This window comes from Leptospira noguchii serovar Panama str. CZ214, from assembly GCF_000306255.2.
Lineage (GTDB): Bacteria > Spirochaetota > Leptospiria > Leptospirales > Leptospiraceae > Leptospira > Leptospira noguchii.
Genome location: NZ_AKWY02000009.1, coordinates 15708 through 34917 on the forward strand (window position 1 = coordinate 15708; position 19210 = coordinate 34917).

The 19210-nt window shown below is 33.1% G+C and carries 13 protein-coding genes and 1 pseudogene; 3 read left to right on the forward strand and 11 right to left on the reverse strand.

The window, feature by feature from the left end:
* Nucleotides 1–22 precede the first annotated feature (22 nt).
* The 8 genes from LEP1GSC059_RS23550 to LEP1GSC059_RS03950 form a co-directional block, all read right to left on the reverse strand.
* Nucleotides 23–181: a hypothetical protein gene (locus LEP1GSC059_RS23550; RefSeq protein WP_017214431.1), complete on the reverse strand. Its 159-nt coding sequence runs from the start codon at nucleotides 179–181 to the stop codon at nucleotides 23–25.
* Between the two features lie 768 nt (nucleotides 182–949).
* Nucleotides 950–1423: a rod-binding protein gene (locus tag LEP1GSC059_RS03920; protein WP_017214432.1), complete on the reverse strand. Its 474-nt coding sequence runs from the start codon at nucleotides 1421–1423 to the stop codon at nucleotides 950–952.
* On the reverse strand, nucleotides 1420–2520 hold the full coding sequence (locus LEP1GSC059_RS03925; protein ID WP_004421391.1) for a flagellar basal body P-ring protein FlgI: 1101 nt from the start codon (nucleotides 2518–2520) through the stop codon (nucleotides 1420–1422). Before LEP1GSC059_RS03925 ends, LEP1GSC059_RS03920 begins: the two co-directional genes overlap by 4 nt.
* Nucleotides 2517–3539 (reverse strand): flagellar basal body L-ring protein FlgH, encoded by a 1023-nt coding sequence (locus LEP1GSC059_RS03930; protein ID WP_020980325.1) that lies wholly within the window; start codon nucleotides 3537–3539, stop codon nucleotides 2517–2519. Before LEP1GSC059_RS03930 ends, LEP1GSC059_RS03925 begins: the two co-directional genes overlap by 4 nt.
* A complete protein-coding gene (flgA, locus tag LEP1GSC059_RS03935) occupies nucleotides 3536–4426 on the reverse strand; it encodes a flagellar basal body P-ring formation chaperone FlgA (protein ID WP_002177536.1) in 891 nt (296 codons plus the stop codon). The genes LEP1GSC059_RS03930 and flgA overlap by 4 nt, the downstream gene beginning before the upstream one ends.
* A gap of 18 nt (nucleotides 4427–4444) precedes the next feature.
* A complete protein-coding gene (gene flgG / locus LEP1GSC059_RS03940; RefSeq protein ID WP_002732832.1) occupies nucleotides 4445–5239 on the reverse strand; it encodes a flagellar basal-body rod protein FlgG in 795 nt (264 codons plus the stop codon).
* Between the two features lie 330 nt (nucleotides 5240–5569).
* Nucleotides 5570–6718, reverse strand: a complete 1149-nt coding sequence (locus LEP1GSC059_RS03945) for a DNA methyltransferase (RefSeq protein WP_020980320.1) — start codon at nucleotides 6716–6718, stop codon at nucleotides 5570–5572.
* An 812-nt stretch (nucleotides 6719–7530) separates the two neighbouring features.
* Nucleotides 7531–7797, reverse strand: coding sequence for an LIC_11321 family protein (locus tag LEP1GSC059_RS03950; RefSeq protein ID WP_036057035.1), 267 nt, complete (start codon nucleotides 7795–7797; stop codon nucleotides 7531–7533).
* A gap of 888 nt (nucleotides 7798–8685) precedes the next feature.
* Here LEP1GSC059_RS03950 and LEP1GSC059_RS03955 point away from each other — a divergent pair.
* Together LEP1GSC059_RS03955 and LEP1GSC059_RS03960 are read left to right on the forward strand one after the other, a co-directional pair.
* The gene (locus tag LEP1GSC059_RS03955; protein WP_002177502.1) at nucleotides 8686–9702 is read left to right on the forward strand and encodes an LA_0442/LA_0875 N-terminal domain-containing protein; all 1017 of its coding nucleotides are present in this window, start codon (nucleotides 8686–8688) and stop codon (nucleotides 9700–9702) included.
* 1328 nt (nucleotides 9703–11030) lie between these two features.
* Nucleotides 11031–12838: pseudogene (locus LEP1GSC059_RS03960) on the forward strand (DUF1561 domain-containing protein).
* 189 nt (nucleotides 12839–13027) lie between these two features.
* Here LEP1GSC059_RS03960 and LEP1GSC059_RS03965 read toward each other — a convergent pair.
* Together LEP1GSC059_RS03965 and LEP1GSC059_RS22795 are read right to left on the reverse strand one after the other, a co-directional pair.
* Nucleotides 13028–13513: an SRPBCC domain-containing protein gene (locus LEP1GSC059_RS03965; protein ID WP_017214437.1), complete on the reverse strand. Its 486-nt coding sequence runs from the start codon at nucleotides 13511–13513 to the stop codon at nucleotides 13028–13030.
* A gap of 129 nt (nucleotides 13514–13642) precedes the next feature.
* A protein-coding gene (locus LEP1GSC059_RS22795) for an IS5 family transposase (RefSeq protein WP_238323700.1) occupies nucleotides 13643–14418 on the reverse strand; the annotation gives its coding sequence in 2 pieces (ribosomal slippage) (nucleotides 13643–14094 and nucleotides 14094–14418; 777 coding nt in all).
* Nucleotides 14419–14874: 456 nt separating this feature from the next.
* On the opposite strand from LEP1GSC059_RS22795, the gene LEP1GSC059_RS03980 reads away from it, so the two are divergent.
* On the forward strand, nucleotides 14875–16056 hold the full coding sequence (locus LEP1GSC059_RS03980; RefSeq protein ID WP_002177482.1) for a M20 family metallopeptidase: 1182 nt from the start codon (nucleotides 14875–14877) through the stop codon (nucleotides 16054–16056).
* Between the two features lie 502 nt (nucleotides 16057–16558).
* Here the strand turns inward: LEP1GSC059_RS03980 and LEP1GSC059_RS03990 are convergent.
* Nucleotides 16559–18766: a SpoIIE family protein phosphatase gene (locus LEP1GSC059_RS03990; protein WP_002177446.1), complete on the reverse strand. Its 2208-nt coding sequence runs from the start codon at nucleotides 18764–18766 to the stop codon at nucleotides 16559–16561.
* Nucleotides 18767–19210: the final 444 nt, after the last annotated feature.

A 19210-nucleotide genomic window follows, 5' to 3' on the forward strand; every position in this document is an offset into this window, starting at 1 on the left:
TTTTTAAATTTATACGAAGTTGTTACAGTTCACAATATTGAGTTTCGTATTCAGTACGAATGCCCTCTACTATATTATGATTTTTGTATTGAGTATAAGGTAAAACGAGAAGCGGAATCAAACCAACTGGTCCGGCCCAAAAGATGAGGCCGAACGAAATCGCCGCAACGGCACTCGTCATTTTTTTGAATACGGAATTCAAATGATGTTGTTATACGAACCTACATCGTCTAGGCAAATTGAAATTTTCTAGTAACAATACCCCATTTAATCAATCCGTAAAATCTTGATTCGTAACGTAAATTAACGCGAAAGGGATCGATGCGAGTGGAATTTCTCAAACTCAGCAGAACGCTGCTTTTTGAACTCAATACATCGCCTCTATGGCCGCCGACAGATTTCTTCATACATTAAAACTTAAAAATATTATTATATAAAGTTTTTTATATATACTAACTTGACCAGAGGGTCCGATCCGGCTGTGTGTGGCAAGCCGGATTCGCCCTGATTTTTTTTACGTAGATCTTACGTTAATTCGTAAGAGTTTCCATAAAATTGAGATTATTTTTGTGGTAGTTTCCACATCTTAAGAGACTTACGGATTTTTAAATGATTTAGTTTGTATGAGTTCCCACAATTTACTACTCTGACACATAAATAGAATACTTGGGTTGATTGTTTCAAAAATTTGAATGTTTTGGTCTTGCTCTAAAATGCCGTAAATCGCGAATTTAAAGCATTTTTTAAATACTTCTATTTTTTTGCAAATTCGGTCGTTAATAACTTGGTACTATTTTAATACGTCTGAGTAGTAAAAAAGAAATAATAAAATCAAAATTAGTCCTTTAGATTCATTTACAAATAAAAATGTAAGAGTTTCCACATTCAGATTTTTACGAGAAATTTTGACATCTCAAAACCAGAAGGATTCTAAAATTGAAATCAATTTTTAAACCTTTTGATCAATTTTTTGATAAGGAGGAAGGTTGGAAGATAAAGACTGATAAATCTGTTCTGCAAGTCCCAAAGAAGAATTGGAAGAAAGATTTTTAGAATATTCGTCATAGAGCATATCTTCGAAAATTTCTTCCGCGTATCCTCCGTCGATCAGACCGGATTTTTCCACCGTTTTTTTCATTTCGTTTAACATCATCTTTACGAATATAGATTCGAATTCAACGGAAGCTGAATATAGTTTTTTGCGATACGGATCAGCTGCGATTTCGTCCTGAATATTATGTGGAAGTTTGATTTCGGAAGAACTCACTTTTCCAGAAAGTTTTTCGTTAAACTCTTCCTGTAAAATTTCTGGAAAAGTAAATTTGCTCTTACCTTTCTTTTCTAAGTTTAGAAGACTCTTTACTTCCGGCTTTTCGATTAGATTTAGTTTATTTGAATAATCTTTTATAGAATCGATCATCATTGTATCTCCAATTCTGCGTGTAACGCTCCCGACTTTTTTAGTGCTTCTAAAATCGCGATGATATCTTTTGTAGAAGCGCCTACCTTATTCAAGGCCTCCACTACGTCTCCTACGCTTGTAGATTCCTCGATTAAAAAAGAACTTTTAGTGGGTTCTTGTTCTTTACCAAGCCAATTACGCCTTCTATTTTTATCCGTTACAGAAAGGTTTAAACCAGAACGAGAAACCGCAACTTCTTCGATCGTAATATTACCTCCCATTACGATCACTCCGGTTCTTTCGTTAATAACTACTTTAGGTTTTACTTGTGTTTCTACAGTCAGATTTTCGATGTCGCTTAACAAAGTTAAAAAAGCATCCGATTTATTTTCGAAACTTTTTCCTAGGACGATATTAATTTCGGAAGGAGAAATAGGAACCACGGACTCGGGTCCAATTCCATGTTTTCCCGGAAGAATAGAACGGATTTTAGAAACGATCGCGTTTAAAGTTGTAAAGTCTTGATTTTCAAGTTGTATCTGAACTCTTTCAGAAGCGTAAAAATTCTGATCTAACTCTTGTTCGACGATCGCACCACCGTGAACTACCCCTACCGTTTTTTTATTTCCTCTAGAACTATTTCCACGCTCCTGTTCTTGCCTTCCTCCAAACGAAATCACTCCGGAAGCAACGGCATAAGTTTTATCTCCGGCAGTTTTTAAAGGAGATTGTAAAAGAACTCCACCTTCCAAAGACTTAGCGTCTCCAATAGAAGAAACTACAACGTTTAACTTATCTCCTTTACGAGAATAAGTTGGTATCGTAGCCGTGATCAAAACAGAAGCTATGTTTCTAGTTTGGTCCGGTTTGAGGTTAGCTTCCACCCCCAAGTTCTTTAAATAATTTTTCATACTTTCGGACGTAAAAGGAGTTTTACTATCTCCCGTCCCGGGAAGACCTACCACGATACCGTAACCGGTAATTTGATTTTCCCGGACCCCTTCAATTCTTGCAATATCCTTTAACCTCAGTTCCGCAGAATTTAAGGAAAAAACAGTCCCTAAAAAAATAAAACCACTCGATAAAAACATGCAAAAAATAGAATATTTAAATTTCATTGTGATTCTCCCAAAAGTCGGTTCAGTTGGTTCAGAATCAGTTTTTGTTTTTCTTCTTCCGAAAGTTCCGCCTTAGTTGTAACGGAACCGTCTGGATTGGTAATCGTTTTGATAGAAATTGGCGGACTTACTTGTTGAGGTCTGATCTTACCGTTAAAATTTAACTGAAGATTTGCAATTTTATCGGAATCGATAGACAAATCCTTTTCCACGAATTCGGGAGAAACGGTTCCGGATAAAAGAAGACTGTTTTCTTCCCCATTGATCACGTTTACTTTTTGTCCTTGAATGGTCAAAAGTCCAGTATTAGGATTGATCGCGGTTACTAAAACAGTCAGATTTCCTTTTATTTTTCCGATAGATTTGATCTTCCCCTTATTTTTACGAGTGATCGTACGATCGTTGTTATACGAAGGCATATCCGGAATGATCTTTTTATCAGGCATCGCTTTTAAAGTCAATGTTTCATCCGCGTTGGATTCCAGTTCAAACTCCGCCTGAAGACCATTTCTAATTTTAACGTAAAGAGTAGAACCCACTTTCATACTTTGACGCACCGAATACGGATTTTTATCCGTCCAAAGTGAGGAATCCTGAGCGGTTAAATAAAAGTTGCTTCCTAATAAAAAGAAACAAACAAGAGAACCTACCCTCAACCTTAAAACTTCTACCAAAGTTTGTAAAAATAGTACAATATACGTATTATAAATTTTTATATTTATAATATTAAATTTTTCTAAATTATCTTTTAGACTCTCACCGCAGTAAATCAAGGTTTTTTTTTGAAATTTAAAAATCGAAACCAAATTCGTTAAACGGTGATTTGTTGACCAATCTCCTAAAAAAACTCTCAATTTTTGATACTGATTTTTTAAAAATGAGAAAAGAAACGAAATGTATTTTCTGTAAATCAATTGTTTTATAAACTTTAAATTAAGAAAAAAAATATCAAATAAATTTGTGTATAAAATTCGGAAAGTCGGATCAACATTTCTTTTATAGATAAAATCGAATTTCATTCCGTAATCACCGTATTCTTATCCACTACTTTCACTTTCATTTGATTTTCTCTGGAATGAGTTGTAACCTGGACTTCTTCTCCAATATTTCCGGAACTAAGTGCTTTTACTTTTGTTTTGAGGATTAGATTTCCTTTGTGATAGATCATCAAAATTTCTCCTCCTCTTTGAACGTCTTGAATTTTACGAACGTGTTTTTTACGGAAAATTTCGCCTTCGTTCATATTTTTCAAAAGAGTGGAACCCAAAAGTTCGTTTCCAGGAGAATCTAAAATTTCCTCCGAAGTAAATATTTCCTCTTCTTGAAAATCTTCCTTCGTAATTTTAATTCCTTGGTTTAAAGTTCGTTTTGATTTTAAAACCGTTACCATCTGTTCTACTTGAAAGCGGATTCTCAAAGTATGTACTTTTTGGTTTTGAAAAAAAATTTCTAAAGACGCCATAATCTGCCCCGGATGCAAACGAGCAGGAAGATTGGCCCATCTAAGATCCACTCCTTCCGAAGGAACCTTAGTATCTCCGGACAACAACGTTAGGCGAAACTCTTCGTTTGGATGTTTTTTTTTAATTTCTTCCGATAAAGACTCTACGATTTCGTTCGACTCCAGAGAATAATTCAAAGGAAGTACAAGGGTTTTTTTTCCGGTTACAACTGGATTTAAATCCTCGTAAACTTTAGATACATCTTTGGAATCCACAAAGATAGGACGTTTTAGATTATTAAAAAGAATCCTATCTTCTAATCCTTCCGGAACACGCGCAACGGAAGAAAGACGAACTACTTCTCCTTCTACAATCGCTTTTCCTTTTAAATATATACCAGACGTTCTTCCCCAAAGTGGAAAAAAGATAATAACTATAAAAAGGAAAATTTGAAATAAATTCATTAGAAATTTATAAAATTCTTATCTCTTTAGAGAAATCGCAGTGGACAACATGTTATCTGAAGTTTGGATCGCTTTTGAATTGGATTCGTAGGCTCTTTGAGCTACGATCATAGCCACCATTTCTTCCACTATCTTTACGTTGCTCATTTCCAAAAACCCCTGTAAAACGTTTCCAAATCCCTCCATACCGGGAGTCCCTGGAATTTCTGGACCGGAGGCTACTGTTTCTTGAAATAAGTTTTTTCCAATTGCTTGAAGCCCTGCCGGGTTTACAAAACGATACAATTCCACCTGTCCGATCACAATCGGTCGAATGTCGGCACCTACTTTTACGGTAACTTCTCCCTGTTCCGAAATCATAAGTGTGTTTAGAATTGCACCTTCTGGAAGAATCAGAGGAGGTTCTAAAAGATATCCGTTAGACGTCACCACTTGCTGATTTGAATCTATCTTAAAAGATCCGTCTCTGGAAAAGGCGAAACTTCCATCCGGCATCTGGATCTTAAAAAATCCCATTTCTCCAGTGATCGCCATATCCAGTTTATTTCCGGTCGCTTGAAAAGAACCTATCTCAAATAGTTTTTGAGAAGCAGCAGCCCTTACACCATGTCCAACGTTAACCCCCGTTGGAATTTCACTTACGGAAGTTGCCGGAGTTCCGGCCAAAACCTGATGTTGATAAACCAAATCTTCAAAATCAGCTCGGTTCTTTTTAAATCCGGTTGTATTTACGTTTGCTAGGTTGTTTGAAATCGTATCTATATGAAACTGCTGGGCGATCATCCCAGTAGCAGCCGTCCAAAGTGAGCGCATCATTTTTAGGTAACCCTCTTCTCTTTTGAAGTTCGGTCAATTTCCGAAATTGATAAAGAGTAAAACTGCTCATTTTTTAAAGAAAAAAGGTTAGAGGACTAAATGATTTTGAATTTAATTAATCTAAACCATTTGTGTAAATATAAGTCTATATTCGTAATTTAGAATGCAATTTGAAAGATCATTAAAGTTGTTGAATAATTATTCAGATTAACAGAACTGCTTCAATCGACCGTTTCCATTAAAGAGAAACTGATGGAGGATTCATTTTTCAAAAACTCTATATCGAAAGTGCGACCACTTTTCAAAAAAATGAAAGCGGCTTTGCCGTTACCGTCTTCTGAACACTACACAACGGTTGGAGTTCGTACCTTTTTCGTTATTTGAAACATTCCAGCAGTTAGAAAGTTTTGTAAACTTTTGATCGTTGATAAAAGTTGTTTCCCATTCCAATCCGGAACCGGACGAAGCATGAATCACGTATTCGTCTAAATTAAAAACGGTCGAACCCTTTTTAATATCTCCCACTTCTATCACACAAACACCGTCCGGTTTTAAAACTCTGGAAAGTTCTTTCAGAGTATCTCGTATAAAATCGGTCCAAGCGCTTAAGGTAGAAAACATACTCGGCTTTTTATGATCTGGAAGTTCAATATCTAAAAACCAGTAACGTAGCCAGTTATCCTCCTCATAATTCACCTTATCCAAAAAAGGCGGAGAAGTAATCACTAGATCCACAGTTTCATTTTGCAAAGATTCCAAGTGTAAAGAAGAATGATTTGTATAAATATTTCTGCCCGAAAATTCATGATAAAATGGCGGAAGAGGAGTTTTTAAATCTCGCTTCATCTTCTGAAGAATTCTAGATTTAATTTCCTTATATTCAGGTTTGATTCCTTTTTTTTGATTATTTCTACGCTGAGCCTCAGGGGGAATTGAAATCTGAGGAAAACTATAAACTGAAAAAAAACCGTCGCTATGACCGTGAAGTCTAGAAAGAGCCGTAACTCCTATGTATTGAATTTCTGGAGAAAAATTCGTTGAAAGAATTCGTTTTAAATTTTTAATTTCGGTTAACGTGTCCTTATGATAAAATGTAAGCAAATCCTTGTCTTCTTTTTCTTCCTTAGTCTTCTTTTTTAAGTCCAAACGATTTAATATTTTTTCCATACTTTCTAAAGAAGGAATCGTCTGTCTGGATTTGGCGAGAAACAAAGACATCGGACTAACATCATTATGAATGGCTGAATGTCCGTCTAAGTTTGCTTGAATTGAAGTAGTTCCTCTACCACCAAACGGATCCAAAACAATTCCCTTATGTTTAGAAAGATACTTATCTAAAAAAAATGCTGGAAGCTCCGGTTTAAAAGAAGCCCTGTAACTAACGCTGTAATGAATGGAATGAGATTGTCTTTGACGAGAAGTCCAGAATTCTCCAATTTGAATTTTTCTTTCTTTTCTTTTGAGTGCGGTAGACATCCGAAAAACCTCGTATGAAAAGATTTTCGGCCTTCACTCGAATTTTCCTTTGAAGAAAAAAGAACCTATTACGTAAAACTATAAAATAGAGTGATTACTGTCGGAACATACAATTTGACATTTTTTCTAAAGCGACATATACTTTTAAAATTTAAACCTATCGGGAGTTCCCACAAATTAAGTTACATTACAAATTTTTAAATAGTATGAGTTCCCACATTTTAGAAATGGATCCATAAAGTTCAGATCCGAACATTTTTCAGAAAAATGAATTCCTTATGACGAACTTAGTTATACAGTAAAATTCCTATTATTTTTAAAATTTATTCCCAAACCTAAAAGAATTTTATGTGATAATTCTTTAGAAATTTTTAATAAAATGCAGTAGTTCCTACAAATTAAGTCGCATTTGGTAATTTGTGAACATTCGAGCAGTTCTAATATCGTTAAATTTTTGTAGCAGTTCCCACATTTATGGAACTAAAGTGTCCCTCTTCTACTGGCGCTCAGTAAACACCTCTCTCTATGGGTCACTAGGTTTTGAAACAGGCTCTAAGTTAAAACTCAGTTTCTCAATAAAATTTACGGTACTCAATCTTATCAGGAATTGGAAAAAAAATTCTACAAGATGTATAAAAATGATTTCTGAGATTTTTGCGAAAATGTAAGTGTTCTTAAATTTATAACTTTTTTGAGAGAAAATCTACATTCTAATTTTTGAAACAAACTCATAATATCTTTTCAGAGTTTTTGTAGTAAAAAAAATTTGAAAGTATAAGATTATTACGATCTTATTCAATTCCGATTTAAAATCATTCCGGAAAGGATTCAAAACAAAGAGTTCTTTCTTTTAAAAAAGAATGAAACTGCTTATGAGAGGCACATTCTTCTTCGGTACTGATAAAGTAATCGTATCCACCACCTGCCATTTTAATTCTACAACATCCTTGAACAACTGGTTTAGAAGAAGAATTTTTATTGGGTTCTTTTTTTTCAGTTTCCTTGGCAAATACAGTTCCACAAAAAACGAGAACGATCCATAACGTCATCCGTCTTTTAAAATCCAATTTTATTTTCATTGTAAAATCATCATAAAATCAAACGGCAATGATTTCAAATCTTCTTTTTTAAGATTCGATAATATCCGTCACAATTTTATATCCAAAACCCAATCATAATAAAAATAAAATATATCCAAAAATACTTTATCTTTACTTAAAATGTCGATTCTAAGATATTTTTGAGATAGCTTATAGTTAGAATTTTATATGAGTATCTAAAATTTTGTCTTTAAACCGAAAATTTGTCTCAAAAGTCCACGATAATCTATTAGAGTTGTTCAAAAATTAATTCTCCATCTGCTTTATAAAAACAGGCAACTGAAGCAATTTTGTTAACCTGAACTAACACGAAAAAAATCGATGCGAAAGAACTTCAGCATCTCACTTCCCATAGGCCGTTCGACAGATCGCGTTGAACTATGGGTTCTCTTCATAAAATAAAACGATTTCAAACTAAATAGATGTCTTACTTTTTTACAAATCCGAACACAATCAACTAACAACTCTTAAATCCAGGATTTTAGCCAAAATCTAAATCAATTTTTAATTAGAAATCGCTTGTTTTTTTCATTTAAAATCAAAACAGATTTTAAGAAAAAGTAACGATACAAAATCATACAACCTAAATCGATTGGAAATAAATTTCTATACGATCTCACATAGAAATTTGATTTTACGAATTTTATATAAAGACGTTATATCTTAACTTTTTTGATAAACCCATAGAATTGTCTTGGTAATAAAGACAAAGTTCTAACGTTCTATTCTATAAGTTATCAACAGTAGGATCTTTCAACTTCTAAAAGTTCTCTAAATAAAATCTTAAAAATTAGGAAATAAATTGCAATTTTGAATCTTCTATGAATACTGAAACATTCATTTTAATTTTTTAGGAACTTTATTTTTATGAAATTTTTTACACATTCTTTACAAAGTGTTATTCAATACAAAGTTTTTCTTTTAGTTCTAATTCTTCTTTTACCTAGTCTGATCTTTGGAGAAACGATTCTTTTTAAATCTGGAGATAGAGCTTATGGAACTGTAATCGACCAAGATCCAGAAACGGTTACGATTATCCGTGACGGAAAGAGAATCAAATTAGGAAAATTTAAAATTCTTAAAATCATTTTCAAAGAAATCAAAGACGAACAGGAAATCGCCAAAATTTTAGAAATCGAAAAAAAGAAACTGAATAAAGAAGGTAAAAAAAGTGATAAAGAAGAACAACTAGATACGATTTATCTCGAACAGATGATTAAAGAGAATAGTTATAAAATTGTTCAGAAACGTTTAGCGTTACTGGAGAAATATTTAGAAGAAAGAGACGGTGATTGGGAAAGTTATATTACCGCAAAAAGAAATCCTTGGGAGCCGGTTTGGAAATCCGCGATTCTTCCTGGTTGGGGTCACAATACGATGAGACAAAACGGTTGGGGCGTTAGCTATTCCACTTTGTTCTTCGTTTCCTTGTTTTCTTATTTTGGATTAGATGCCGCCGAAAAAGATAGGGCAAAAGCATACGACAAAAAGATAGAAAAAATCATAGGACAACAATTTACTACAGACCTACTTTTAGGTTCCAATTCTTCTACGGTAACTTCTCCTGAATTAAATTTGGTCTTTGAATTTAACACTTTACGAAATTTGAATTCTCTTAACTCGATCCGTTCCGACGAAGGAGATTATAAAAAAGCAAAACATACTGCGGCTGGGGTTACTATTGGAATCTATCTGATTCAATTGACACACGCATATTTTACCGGAAAAACCTGGGCGCAAAATAATGTGATCCAAACTCCTACAGGAGAAAATGTTTCGGAAGGTTTTGGAATGAGAGGAAATCCATTGGTTTCTAAAGAAATTTCAGGTGGCGTAAAAAGTATAGACGTAGGCGGACAAATGCTCTATACAATCTTCTTCTAAGATTTAAAACAAAACGAACATCCCGAAAATTAGGACAATAAAATTATTGAAAAATTGAATAGTTCAGATTAACAAAACTGCTTCAATCAATTTTTTTCATGTAACAGATAGAGAATTCATTTTTCAACAACTTTAATTTTTTAAAACCTATTAAGAACTAAATGGATTTTTTATAAAATTCAAAAAAAAGCTATACAATCTTACCTACTGATTGTTATACAATTGAGTGTCTCAAATTTTATAATAAAATCCTATTTCAAAACAAAATACCAAACATTTTTTTATATAATCTCTGAACAAACGCCACATAATAAAAACTCATGGAATTTAATTCCACAAAAATCAGTAAAATTAAATATCTTCATAAGATTTCTGTCATACGTTCATCATTCAACGAAAATTCCGTTTTAATAAAAAAATTTTTCATTTTTTAAAATCCAATTTTAAACTTATTAAAAAAAGAATATTCATAAAATATTATGCCACTAAGTATAAACACATAATATTTTCCAAATTTATATTTTAATAAAAAATTCAATACTACAAATTATAAATTCAGGAACCGCATGAGCCAACAATCAACTTTTTGATTTTACTAATAATTATTTAATAGAGTATCATATATTTTTCACTCAAACAGGATTTTCTTATAAAATCAGCAGCATTTACTGCTCAGACTAATACCAAAAAATAAATTTAAACTCAGATACAATTCGTATGTATGTTAAAAATAAGCTGATTATCATTTATTTTTATTAAAATTCACAAATCGATAAGAACTACTTAGAGTTATAGAATAGAACGTCTAAGTCCCTGTTTTAACCAGAGAATTGTCTCAAACTTACGGTGCTTTGGAGTCAGAAAAACGATCTAAAAAAGAATAGAGTTGTTGAAAAAATCCATAATGGCAGTTAACAAAATTGTTTCAATCGACCATTTCTATAAAACAGAAATAGATAGAGAAAATTCATTTTTTAAAAACTCTAATGTAGTTTTCTTTTTGCTTTCTGAATTGGAATGATCCTATCTGAAGCTCCGTAATACATCCGGTTACAAATAAATTTATTAATAATATTATATTTATATAATATTATTATATTTTTTAATAAAAATATTTAACTTTGTCGCATTCTATTTTATTGTAAGATTTCATTTTGAAACAGAACTTTAAATAATCTATTGCGTAAATTAGGAAATTAGATACAATATAGATTTTTAATATTGATGATGGCTGTAAAACCGAGATTTTATGCAAAGATTTTAAGATCATTAGATTTAAATTGTATAAGAAGTCGTTTTATTGAATTGAAAATACAGAGGGATAAAAGATGTGTAATTGGAAGAAAGTGTTAATAGTAGTTCTGTTAATCTCGATTGGAGTTGGTTTTGAGTATGGTGAAAGTCATACTCGCGTCCAAGCTGCTTCATCACCAAAGGCTAATTACTCGATCGTTCAGAAACCTACCGATCCACCAAAAGATAAAGCGATCAAAATCGTTGTGAGCGACGGGGGTAAATTTTGCTACGCCCCTATTTTTAGCGGAGGCGAGAGTTATATTCAGATTGAACAATGCTGGGAACGTCACGTTATGAATGCGAGATACGACGTGTTTCAAAGAATTTCTTATTATATTGAAGACACTTGGTTATGTATCACTGCACCGGAAACAGTAATTAGAGGGGAAGAAAATTGGAACTATGTAAACCTCAGACCTTGTACGATCACGTAATAACTTCGTATAGCATACATTATACGAAGTTATACGATTCTATGAATGATTGGATTAAACAATAGCCACTCCTGGAAACATCAGTATTCAAACTTCCATTGCTTGGGATTTGCAAACTACTCAAGGAAATGAACGTTACTTTGTCGTTGGGGAGGTTCGGATAAAATACTACGCCCTTCTACTACAATCCTGAAAGTGGACATCTTGCTCAGTATGATCCAGTAAGTGGCTCTCTCTATTGTATGTATTCTCAAGTGGGAAAATCGGATTGGAATTGGGTGAAGTGGGCATTGTGTAGTGACGCAGCGATCAGCAAGGATAATCCAGCTTTTTGGAATGTTTCTCTTGAAACAGAAAAAGGAGGAATGATCACAGATTACCAAGGCAATGTGTTGCGAGTTACAAGATATGGATCTAATTGGGGTGTTGCCTATGCAGTCAAACTTTCTTATTTAGAAAAGGATACTACCCATAGTCCCACTTCTTTGTTTGTTGTTGATAAAGATTTACTGGATTGGACACGTTATACAGCTTCTAATCTTGGAAAAACAGATCGGTATTGTCCAGCTGGTAATAAAAAAAGTCTTGTACATAAAAGAATCAAAAGAACCTTACCTTCTGATTTTCAATTAACTGAGGCTTGGATTAGGAGACTTCATCAAATAGCGACTTCAGCTATACGTGGAATTCAAGGCAGCGGAGTATGTGGTGTTTGTTTACTTCAAAGTTTCCAGATGTTAGCTGAACTACAAGAGTATCATTCTCAAGGACCTCTTCAGAGTGGAGGTTACTTCTTTGATACAGCCCCTAATACGGATCCATTTATTTCGTTTAGACAACGTTATCCGCTTTTAGATAATACATTAGCAAATGCACGCGACATTTTTGGTCCGGCGTATAACACAATTTGGCTGGTCGCATTAACACATGCCATCACTCTGTTACCTCAATTTGAATGGAATCTATCAGAAATATTCCGCTCTAGATCTAGAATACTATCACACATAAACACGCTCATCGATTCTCCTCCAGGAAGTACTTGGGTTGCATTATTAAATCGACAACGTCCTGATGGAACTACAACAAGACATGCTGTCCCAATTCTCAGAACCTCTCAAGGACTGGTAGTAATACCAACAAACAGGCGTTTGACGTCACTTGATCGATATAGAGAAATTTTAACACCAACCATGAATCCAAACCAAGTAATGAATAACCTAGAAAGACCGAATCGAACTCTGGATGCGCTTGCAACGATACAGTTAGGAGAACCTTATCAAAGTATCTTTGATTTTTTAATTTCTAACAATAATTGTACCGGAGAAGGTGAAGATAGAAGAGGTACAGGAGAATATCCAAACAGTATGTCTGTAAATCAATGCGCAAGCAACAGATGTGCACTATAACTTGCAGTAAATTGCATAATCAAAAAGAAAAAACAAGATTGTTTTATTAGTTAAAAAAGAATCGTTGACATAGATACCATACTGTAAAAACAAATCTGCGTCAACGATACAAAAAAAACTTTTTTACAAGAATCATTGCATTTCGTTTATTATAACTTCATTTTTTAAAAAATTCGGCTTCGACAAATTTTATACCCACTTAAGCGCCTCTAAATACTTTCCGAACTTATACACGTGCTGTTTGCCACCTTCGATAGCACCATATTTTTCATTAACCCTTTTAAGTTCTTTTTTGTTCGAAAAGATCTGTTCCATTGTTAGATTTGTATCTTCGCCGACTTCTTCAAATATAATTTTCGATTGAAAATCTACATCCTTATCTCCGTCACCTATTTGTTTATAATAAGGTTTTTTAATATCTATATTTATATAGTCACGTCCATCAGGACCATGTATGATAAAGTCCCAAATTCCATCATTGAAAAAATCTATACTTTGAATCGTTAACGAAAAACCTTCCAGCCCCAATTGTGAAATGTGTTCCTGAGACGACCATACTTCAAAAGCAAGATCAACGGGTATATCAAGATATCTTTTATAAAAGACTTTGTTGACTTTAATGATTATTTCTACTTTATTTTTATCACGGTATTTTTCCTTTTTTATTTTTGACAAATAGAGTTGTTGAAAAATTAATTCTCCATCTACTTCTGTTTTCTGGAAACAGTCAATTGAAGTAGTTTTTCATCTGGACTATGAAATTTTTCAACAACTCTAATATTCATCTAAGAGCCGGTCTCAAAACTACCTATCAAAAAAGTTAAAAGCAATGATAGAGCTTGCGAGATAAAGAGATGCGAGATAATTTTCAGATTTTCTTTCCCAACGAATTAGTATAGCCCTGAATCGATTGTGCCAACTGTTAGTTCTTTCAACGACCCAACGTCTAGGTTTTCCTTTATATTTACCGATAAGAGGCTTTTCACCTTTTTTCCGAATATGAGATTGAATGTTTCTTCTTTTGATTAAAACTTCTATATCTTTGAAATCATAACCTTTATCTAAACAAATATGTTTTGGCTTCTTTCTTCTTTTTCCGGAAAATATTAGGATTGAATTCAACGTATCTTTTACACCGTGTTTGTCATGAACGTTAGCTCCAGTCAATGTAATTGCCAAAGGAATTCCATTTCCATCTGTAAGAATATGTCGTTTAACCCCTAATTTGGCACGGTCTGTAGGGTTTTTCCCAGTTAAGCTCCCCCTTTGGGAGCTTTAACCATTGCCGAATCCATCGAAGCCCAGTCCCATGCTATTTGATTCTTTACATCATAATATTTTAAAATAGATTTATAAATCTTTTTGAATACTCCTGCTCGTTCCCATTCTTGAAATCTTCTGTGACAAGTTTGGCCTGATCCAAACTCATTCGGAATGGCACGCCACTGACAGCCTGTTTTCATTCGATAGATGATACCTGACATTACTACTCGTGTTGGTACTCGATTGCGACCTCCTTTCGGATTTACATTTTCTTTCGGGATTAATGGGGCTATTTGTTTCCAAAGTGCATCCGGTATCTCTGAATAATATTTGTCCATTTCACATTGATATTATTACCCTTTCTCTCTACAAACAGTTTTGAGACCGGCTCTTACTTATCTAAACGGTTATTCCATAAATTCATAATATATAATCTTTCATTTCATTCATTCCCGAATTTACACAAACTCATTCTCTTTTCCAAAAAAAGTTTACTATAACTTTATAATAATTAAATATACTTTTTTATTTTAGAAACTATCAGATCAAATGTTTTAAACAACAAATCCAAATCTTTTTTGTCTAGAAAAAATCTCTATTTTAATTTTTGAATCAAACATAAATAATTTTGTCTATTAATTGAAATAACATAATTCATGAGAAATTTTTAAAATCTCAAGTCACAGATTTGTATAAAATAATTTTATCCTAAGTTCTTAAAAAAATCTAAAATTCTTTTCTAAAATAGTTCTTAAAAGTAAAATGGTTTTAGTATGAAACACACCCTAACTTCCAATAGAATAGCCGAACTCATTCAATACAGAAGACAAATTCACAAACATCCAGAACTTAGATATGAAGAAAATCAAACTTCTAATTACGTAATCAATCATCTCAAAAAATTAGGTCTTTCCTTCCAGGATAAAATCGCAAAAACCGGAGTAGTATCTTTGATCGATTCTGGTAAACCTGGAAAAACTCTTCTTGTACGCGCGGACATGGACGCGCTTCCCATATTCGAAGAATCCAATCAAGAATACAAATCGGTTCATGACGGAGTGATGCATGCTTGTGGTCACGACGCTCATACTTCCATTCTTATGGGACTGGCAACGGAAATCAAAGAGAACATCCAATCCATTCTCCCCAAGGGAAAAGTATTACTGGTATTTCAACCCGCGGAAGAAGGTGGGCAAGGTGCTGACAAAATGATAGAAGAAGGTATATTAGAAAAATATCACATAGATGCTGCCCTAGCTTTACACGTATGGAATCATATTCCAATTGGAAAAATAGGAGTTGTAGACGGACCTATGATGGCGGCGGTTGACGAATTTACGATTACAATTTCAGGAATCAGTGGCCACGGCGCTATGCCTCAACATACAGTGGACCCGATTATAGTAGGCGCTCAAATCGTAAACTCTTTACAAACCATCGTTTCTAGAAATACCGACCCTTTAGATTCCTGCGTGGTAACCGTGGGAAGTTTTCATTCTGGAAACGCATTTAATGTAATTCCGGAAACCGCAGAATTAAAAGGTACGGTTAGAACCTATTCTAAAAAAATGTTTGAAGAAGTTCCTGAAAGGTTAGAAAGAGTGGTAAAAGGAATAGCATCTGCGTTAGGCGCTACCGTATCTATTCGTTACGAAAGAACAAATCAACCTACAATCAATAATCCTAAAATGGCAAACATAGTACGCAAAGCTTCTTTGAACATTCTTGGCAAAGAAAGTTTAACAGAGGAAAACACAAAGTCCATGGGAGGAGAAGATTTCTCCGCGTTTCTTATGAAAGTTCCAGGTTGTTATTTTTTTGTAGGCTCTAGAAACGAAGCAAAGGGATTTGTTTATCCACATCATAGTTCTAAATTTGATATAGACGAGGATTCTCTTTCAATCGGGCTCTGCGTTTTAAAAGAGGCGATTAAAATTTATCTAGATGAAAACTGATTTTTTAAAATGATCACAATAATTCATTAAACACGCATTTGTAGCAAAAAATTACTATAGTTGTTGAAAAATCCTATAGTTCAGTTTAACAAAACTGCTTCAATCGATCGTTTCCATCAAAGAGAAGCTTATCGAGAATTAATTTTTCAAAAACTATACTTCAAACTTCCTGTGTTTGAAACCCTTTCACGATTCTACACAATAAAATTTGTAATGCACCCACCAATGCCTGAATTCAAAGAGACATTTACCCAAACTTGATATATTAAAATGATTGAAAGTTGAAGTTTAGTTTACTTACTGCTGAGCACTACAGAATAACACAAATTTTTATCACAAAAGTCCAGTTAAGTGCAAAATATTAAATATCAGAGTTGTTGAAAAATTAATTTCCTTCCATATCTTACTAATTAAAGTGAATGAATAATTCCGTTTTTTAAAATTAGATATGAAATTTTCAACAACTCTATTCTATAGTTCTAAGTAAAAATTGAAATGAGCGTTATTCATTTGTTTTACTACCTTCTGGATTATAAGTAACTTTTAACAGAGAGAGATCATCTAAAATCACTCCAAACTTTAGAATTTCCTCATATACTTTCCTAAGATCGGCATTCCCCTCTTCCACCCTTTTAAGAAACTGATTTTGATCCTCGTTAACGACACGATTTTCTTCCTTTCCGATCAAAAGATCGTCCCTTCCATCCGATCCGATCACAATCGTATCCCCTGGAAACATTTGAAAATTTTTAATTACAAGATGTTCTTCGTTTTCTGGAATTCCTATTTTTCTAAGAGTCAATTCTTCTTCAATATAAGAAGCGACGCCGTTCCGATACAGAACCGTCCAAGGATGTTCCGCATTGATATAATAAAGAAGTCCCGTGTTTTCCTCAATTAATCCCAAAACGATGGAAATATACATAGAGCCGTCAAAGGATTCAAAAATTTTTTGAAGTTCTAAAAATGCCTCTTCCAACCATTTTTCTGGTTGTTTGTTTTGATGTAACGAAATTGAAGATCGAGTAAGAATTGTATTAAACACGGTTCCCAAAACAAGCGCTCCTCCAGCTCCTTGAATTGATTTTCCCATCGCATCCCCGTTTACAAACACAACGTATTTTTTTCCGCAAAGTTCTACGTTACCCGAAATCAGAATATCTCCTCCGATTTCATAGGTTTTATTTTTAAATTCGAAAGACTTTTTTTGTTTTGTATAAAACTCCGTTCTAATAACATCACTCGTATTTTTATTTGAGGAAAGTGGATTAATCAAAAGAGAAGTAAGGAAATAGTCCGCGTCTTGTTGAATTTTTAATCGATTAACTTGTTCTAAAGAAAGCCTTAATTCTTCAGTTCTTTGTTCTACTTTTTTTTCTAGACTCAAATTGAGTTCCTCAACCTCCTCGTTTAATCGAACAAACTTATTGGCAAGAATTGTTGAAATACTTAAAATAAAAAATAGAAAAGAATAACCTACAATCCTCGGAAAAACGAATACGTTTCTTGCACCCAAAGTATCCAAAAACGCAGCAAATACCGTAATCAAAACTCCAATTAAAATCAATAAAGCATCTCTGTCTTTTACAATCACACGACGAATCAAATAATCCAATGTGATTCCTAAATAAAGAATCCAACCGTATTGAACTAAATTTTTATTTATAAAATTATAATGTTCTACATTATTTGAAACAAAGTAAAAAAGTGCAAAACAAACATACGAGCCATCTAATACCTTTAAAATAGTCTTTTTCGGATATTTAAAATAGAGACGAATAAAATTTGCAAATAGAGGAACCAGGAAAGCGAGAACTATATATTCTAATTTTTTCATATAAATGAACTCGATTCCCAGATCATACTTAGTCTGGTTTCTTAAAAACTGATATAAAACGAGTAAGATTGTAAATAAACCGTAGTATAAATTTTCGCGGTCGGTTCTGCGACGAAAATAAAGAAAAAGAAAATATACACCCACGGTTATATAAATTATTAATAATAGAATTTTAATATACTCAATTTCTAGCAGTTCTTTTTGAATTAATAGAGAATTTCCAATTGCTGTTTTATCTTGTTCAATTCCTATTTCTTTCTGAAAGTATTTTTTAACTTCGATTACGAGTATATTTGTTTCGCCATTACGTATCAGACCATTTGGAATTTGATAAATTCGAATTTTATCATATGCTTGAGGTAAAATAGAATTCATATCCCCAGTTTCACCAATCAAGGTTCCGTTTAAATACGTTTTATCCTTATCCGTCAGAGTGCCTAGCCGAATGGCAAGCCCTGAACTTTTCCAATTTTTTGGAGCAATAAACTTTTTAACTATAAATGCAGTTTGAACGGATTCCTCCGGAAGTATATACACCCCAGGAACCTCGTAAGCCTCCAACTGAATATTAGGATTTTTTTGATCTTTCAAATATGAGTTAGAAAAGGAAATCGGGTCTATTTTTTGTAGAGTAATTTCCCAACCATGTTCTTTTGTAGAATCCAGACTAATAATTTCGTCTAATGATTGTATTCTCTGAACCGACTCAGAAGAAATAGAAAATATAATCAAAAAATAAGATAGAAATATTGAAAAAAATAAAAATTGTTTCGATAAATCACAAAAAATCGTTCTATAAAAATTAGAGAATATTTTTATAAAAAACGAAACCACACTTAAAAATTTCAAAAACCATAACTTACTATTTTTCATTTTTTACAAATCTCAAAAAGAATATTGATTTTTTGTGATCCTTGAATTAAAATAAAAAAACAATTCTCCAACCCCAAAAAACAATACAACTTATGTTTTTCCTGGTTTCGACAAGAGTTTTTTTAGTGTTTAATGTAATCGTTTAATAAAAAGAAAACTTTCCAATAAACATATTTCAACTTGAGTTCGGTATAACCTATGGGAAAGTGATTATTACGCTGCGATCCATACAAAACAGCATTGAATTTTTTTTATTCGCTGTGATTTTTTTACATCGAATTCATTTTAAAATCTATTACAAACCTCAAAAGAAACCGCGATTGTAATTTCTAATCTTATACAATAGAGTATTGTTTACAAACAAATCTCAGTCTATAATAGGGCCTTAGATACTCTATTATATAATTTTAAGTAATTGCTAAAATCTAAAGGTTCGTTTAGCTT

Coding starts and splice junctions, on each gene's coding strand:
- LEP1GSC059_RS03945 (WP_020980320.1), bottom strand. CDS start 6,718: ATGTCTACCGCACTCAAAAGAAAAGAAAGAAAAATTCAAATTGGAGAA.
- LEP1GSC059_RS03920 (WP_017214432.1), bottom strand. CDS start 1,423: ATGATGATCGATTCTATAAAAGATTATTCAAATAAACTAAATCTAATC.
- flgG (WP_002732832.1), bottom strand. CDS start 5,239: ATGCGCTCACTTTGGACGGCTGCTACTGGGATGATCGCCCAGCAGTTT.
- LEP1GSC059_RS23550 (WP_017214431.1), bottom strand. CDS start 181: ATGACGAGTGCCGTTGCGGCGATTTCGTTCGGCCTCATCTTTTGGGCC.
- LEP1GSC059_RS03955 (WP_002177502.1), top strand. CDS start 8,686: ATGAAATTTTTTACACATTCTTTACAAAGTGTTATTCAATACAAAGTT.
- LEP1GSC059_RS03930 (WP_020980325.1), bottom strand. CDS start 3,539: ATGAAATTCGATTTTATCTATAAAAGAAATGTTGATCCGACTTTCCGA.
- LEP1GSC059_RS03980 (WP_002177482.1), top strand. CDS start 14,875: ATGAAACACACCCTAACTTCCAATAGAATAGCCGAACTCATTCAATAC.
- LEP1GSC059_RS03990 (WP_002177446.1), bottom strand. CDS start 18,766: ATGAAAAATAGTAAGTTATGGTTTTTGAAATTTTTAAGTGTGGTTTCG.
- LEP1GSC059_RS03925 (WP_004421391.1), bottom strand. CDS start 2,520: ATGAAATTTAAATATTCTATTTTTTGCATGTTTTTATCGAGTGGTTTT.
- LEP1GSC059_RS03950 (WP_036057035.1), bottom strand. CDS start 7,797: ATGAAAATAAAATTGGATTTTAAAAGACGGATGACGTTATGGATCGTT.
- flgA (WP_002177536.1), bottom strand. CDS start 4,426: ATGAATTTATTTCAAATTTTCCTTTTTATAGTTATTATCTTTTTTCCA.